This window comes from Streptomyces sp. IBSBF 3136, from assembly GCF_036815105.1.
Lineage (GTDB): Bacteria > Actinomycetota > Actinomycetes > Streptomycetales > Streptomycetaceae > Streptomyces.
Map to the genome: position 1 here is coordinate 1 of NZ_JAJSZC010000388.1, position 3829 is coordinate 3829.

Annotated in this window: 3 protein-coding genes; all 3 read right to left on the reverse strand. The window is 76.5% G+C overall.

What is annotated here, in order from left to right:
- Positions 1–206 precede the first annotated feature (206 nt).
- Positions 207–1616 carry a DNA-3-methyladenine glycosylase 2 family protein gene (locus V7E45_RS39235; protein WP_333779073.1) on the reverse strand — a complete coding sequence of 470 codons (1410 nt, stop codon included), beginning with the start codon at positions 1614–1616 and terminating at the stop codon, positions 207–209.
- 311 nt (positions 1617–1927) lie between these two features.
- Complete coding sequence (gene rsgA, locus V7E45_RS39240; protein WP_333779071.1) at positions 1928–3022, reverse strand: ribosome small subunit-dependent GTPase A; 1095 nt, start codon at positions 3020–3022, stop codon at positions 1928–1930.
- 309 nt (positions 3023–3331) lie between these two features.
- On the reverse strand, positions 3332–3829 hold a 498-nt coding region (locus V7E45_RS39245; RefSeq protein WP_333779072.1), incomplete at its 5' end, for a cellulose binding domain-containing protein.

The following is a 3829-nucleotide window of genomic DNA, read 5'->3' on the forward strand; positions in this document are numbered from 1 at the left end:
CGCCCCCGCCCGCCCGGGCCCCTTCCGCCGGCCCGGGCGGGCGGCGGTCAGACCCCGGAGGTGGAGGGGTGCCGGGGGTGATCGCGGAGGCCTCCGTGTGCACCGCCGCCCCGCTCGCCGTCGAACTCCACCGGCATGCGTGACGGGAACGGCCACCGGTCCTGCGTGGGCCGTGCCCCTCCGCGCCGGTGCCCGGGCACGTCGGCCTACCCCGGCTCCCCCGTGGCCCGCGCGTTCCCCGCCACGCGCAGGTGCTGGACGGCGTACGACCGCCAGGGCCGCCAGGTGTCCGGGGCGTCGACGCCGGGCGGGGCCACGTCGGGGTCGCCGAGGGCGCGCACCCGGACGGTGGCGACCACCGCCGGGTCGAGGCCGGGAAGGGCGAGCAGGGCGCGTGCGGCGTCGTCGCGGTCGGCGCCCGGGTCCAGCCGTACGGTGCCGTCGGCGAGGGCGGCGGCCAAGGCGCCGAGCGGGCCGCCGGGCTCGGCGCCGGCGAGGGCCGCGGGCTCCGGGAACAGATGGGTGAGGCTCCCGCAGGGTGCGTCCAGGGCCTTGCCGTGGCGCAGGACCAGCTCGGCGGCCCCGGCCACTCCCACCAGGGCCAGGACCGCGGGCTCCAGCGGGTCGGCGGCGCCGGGCGAGCGCAGTCCGGGCCGGGCGGCGACCAGCGGGGCGAGCACCGGGTCGGTGGCGAGCCGCTCGTCCACCGCGTACGGGTCGGCGTCGAGGTCGAACAGCCGCCGCAGCCGCTGTACGGCGGTGGTCAGGTCGCGGGGGTCGGTGAGATGCAGCCGCGCGTCGAGCCAGCCGCCCGGGTGCGTGCCGCCGGCCGTCCCGGGGCGCCGGGGGCGCTCGCCGACGGCGGCCAGCGCTGTGCCGTACGGCAGCCGCAGGGTGCGCCGGTAGGTGCGGTCGCCGGGGGTGCCGCTCACCTCCTCGACACCGGGTACGGCCTCCCGTGCGAGCTGGTCGAAGACTGCGGCCGCCTGGTAGGGGCCCCGGTAGGCGAGCCGGAGCGGGATGCCGGCCCCCGATGCGGCCCGGCGGGCGCCCCGGGACCGGGGCGCGGCGGCCCGTACCTCGGTCGGTGTCGCGGCGTACACCTCGCGGACGGTGTCGTTGAACTGCCGCACGCTGGCGAACCCGGACGCGAACGCGATCTCGGTGATCGGCAGGTCGGTGGTGCGCAGCAGCACCCGGGCGGTGTGCGCCCGCTGGGCGCGGGCGAGGGCCACCGGTCCGGCGCCGAGTTCGGCGGTGAGCTGACGCTGCACCTGCCGGGCGCTGTAGCCGAGCCGGGCGGCGAGGCCCGCGACGCCCTCGCGGTCCACGACGCCGTCGGCGATCAGGCGCACGGCCCGGCCGACGGCGTCCGCGCGGACGTTCCATTCGGCGGAGCCCGGCACCGAGTCCGGCCGGCACCGCCGGCAGGCCCGGAAGCCGGAGCCCTGCGCGGCGGCCGCCGTCGGGAAGAACCGCACGTTGCGCCGCTTGGGCGTCACCGCGGGGCAGCTCGGCCGGCAGTAGATACCGGTCGTCTCGACGGCGAAGAAGAACGCGCCGTCGAACCGGCCGTCCCGGCTGCGCACCGCTTCGTACCTGCTGTCCTCGTCCATCACGTGTCCCATTGTCGGACCCGGACGGCGGGGCGGCTGGCGGGAATCGGACACCCAGCCCGGGCGGACGGCCGCAGCCGCGGAGGGGGACGCCCGCAGCCGGGCACATAGCCGGATCGGGGGGGGACGACCGCAGCCGGGCGGACAACCGGATCGGGGGGGACGGCCACAGCCGGCCCGGGCGGCGGCCCCCGCCCGGGCCGGTCTCGGCGCCCCCGCCCGGTCTCCGTCGCCGACCCGACCGCGGCCGGAGGACCGGCTCCAGCGAGCCCCCGGTCGGCTCCACCGTCGCCCGGCGCGCGGCCAGGCAACTAACTCCAGCGGCCCCGCTTGGCCTCCATCGCCGCCCGGCCCTGGGCGCCCTTGCGCTTCCAGTCCTTCTTGATCTCGGCGCGCAGCCGGGCGTCCGTCTTGGCGACGATCCACTGGTTCTCGCGCATGAGCTTGCGGTAGCTCTCCAGCCGCCGGACCGGGAGCTCCCCGTCCTCGACCGCGGAGCGGACCGCGCAGCCGGGCTCGGACTCGTGCGAGCAGTCGTGGAAGCGGCACCGCTCGGCCAGCTCCTCGATCTCGGCGAACACCTGCCCGACCCCGCCGCCGGCGTCGAACAGGCCGACGCCGCGCAGGCCGGGGGTGTCGATGAGCACACCGCCCGAGGGCAGCGCCAGCAGGTTGCGGGTGGTGGTGGTGTGCCGGCCCTTGCCGTCGACGTCCCGGGCGGCCTTGACGTCCATCACGTCCTCGCCGACGAGCGCGTTGGCGAGGGTGGACTTGCCGGCGCCGGACTGCCCGAGCAGCACGGACGTGCCCGATCCGACGAGGGCGACGAGCGTGTCGAGACCGTCGCCGTGCAGGGCGCTGACGGTGAGCACGGGCACGCCGGGCGCACTCGTCTCGACGTCCTGCACGAGGTGGCCCAGGGTCACCGGGTCCGGCACGAGGTCGGCCTTGGTGAGCACGACCACGGGCTGGGCGCCCGACTCCCACGCCAGGGCGAGGAACCGTTCGACGCGTCCGAGGTCGAGTTCGACCGCCAGGGACACCGCGATGACGGCGTGGTCGACGTTGGCCGCGAGGATCTGCCCCTCGGACCGCTTGGAGGAGGTCGAGCGCACGAAGGAGGTGCGGCGCGGCAGATACGCGCGCACATAACGGGGGTTGCCGCCGGGTTCGACGGCGACCCAGTCGCCGGTGCACACGACCCGCAGCGGGTCGTGCGGGGTGACGAAGGCGGTGTCGGCCCGGAGCACACCGCCCGGGGTCACCACGTCGCACTGGCCGCGGTCGACCCGGATCACCCGGCCGGGCAGCAGCCCTTCGGCCTCGTACGGGGTGAACGCGTCGGCCCAGGCGTCGTCCCAGCCGTAGGGGGCCAGCGCAAAGAGAGCAGCGGAGCTGGAAGTCAAGGGGGGACCCTTCACAAGGGTGGCCCCGGCGTGCGCGTACGGCGCGGTTCGGTCAGCCGGTGGCCACGGAGGTGGACTTGAGGAGTTCCTGGATGCGGGCAGCGCCCGGCACAGTGACAGCCATCGGTCGACACCTCCTCGATTCCGCTCGCGCTTCGCACGCCGCTCCGGCGTGTGTGATCACTCTCCCGCCCCGGGGCGCCGCGCGTCAACGGGTTTTCTCCTCACCGCTGTCGGCACTGGATCCGTGGCGCGGACGGCGTTCGAGCGGTGGCGCGGGCGGCGCTCACCCCGTGGCGCGGGCGGCGCTCACCCCGTGGCGCAGGGCGCGCCGTTGAGCGTGAATCCGGAGGGCGGCCGGTTCTCGCCCTGCCAGGAGGCGATGAATCCGAACGACAGGCTGCCGTGTGCGGGCACGGACCGGTTGTAGTCGGCCGCGGTGGCCGTGACGCGGGGGCCGTTCTGGTGGACCGTGGCGTCCCACATCTGGCCGGCCTGCTGGCCGTCGCGGAAGTTCCAGGCGACCTGCCAGCCGGTGAGGGCCTTGTCGGTGGTGACGGTGACGGTCGCCTGGAAACCGGAGGCCCACTGGCTGTCCAGATGGTAGGCGACCCGGCAGGTGGCGGCGGGGGCGGTGGTGCGGTCCGGGGCGCCGCCGGTGGTGGCGGCCGAGGTGCCCTGGGGTTCGGGACCGCGGTCCTTCCGACCGGCCTCGGCCTTCGTCGCGGACGCCGAGGGGGTGGTGGAGGGCGAGCCGGGAGCGGATTTCCCGGCGGAGGCGGAAGGTGAGGCCGCGGGGGTGCGGGC

Excerpts from the sequence above, each read along its gene's own strand:
- V7E45_RS39235 (WP_333779073.1), bottom strand. The coding sequence starts at position 1,616 with ATGGACGAGGACAGCAGGTACGAAGCGGTGCGCAGCCGGGACGGCCGG.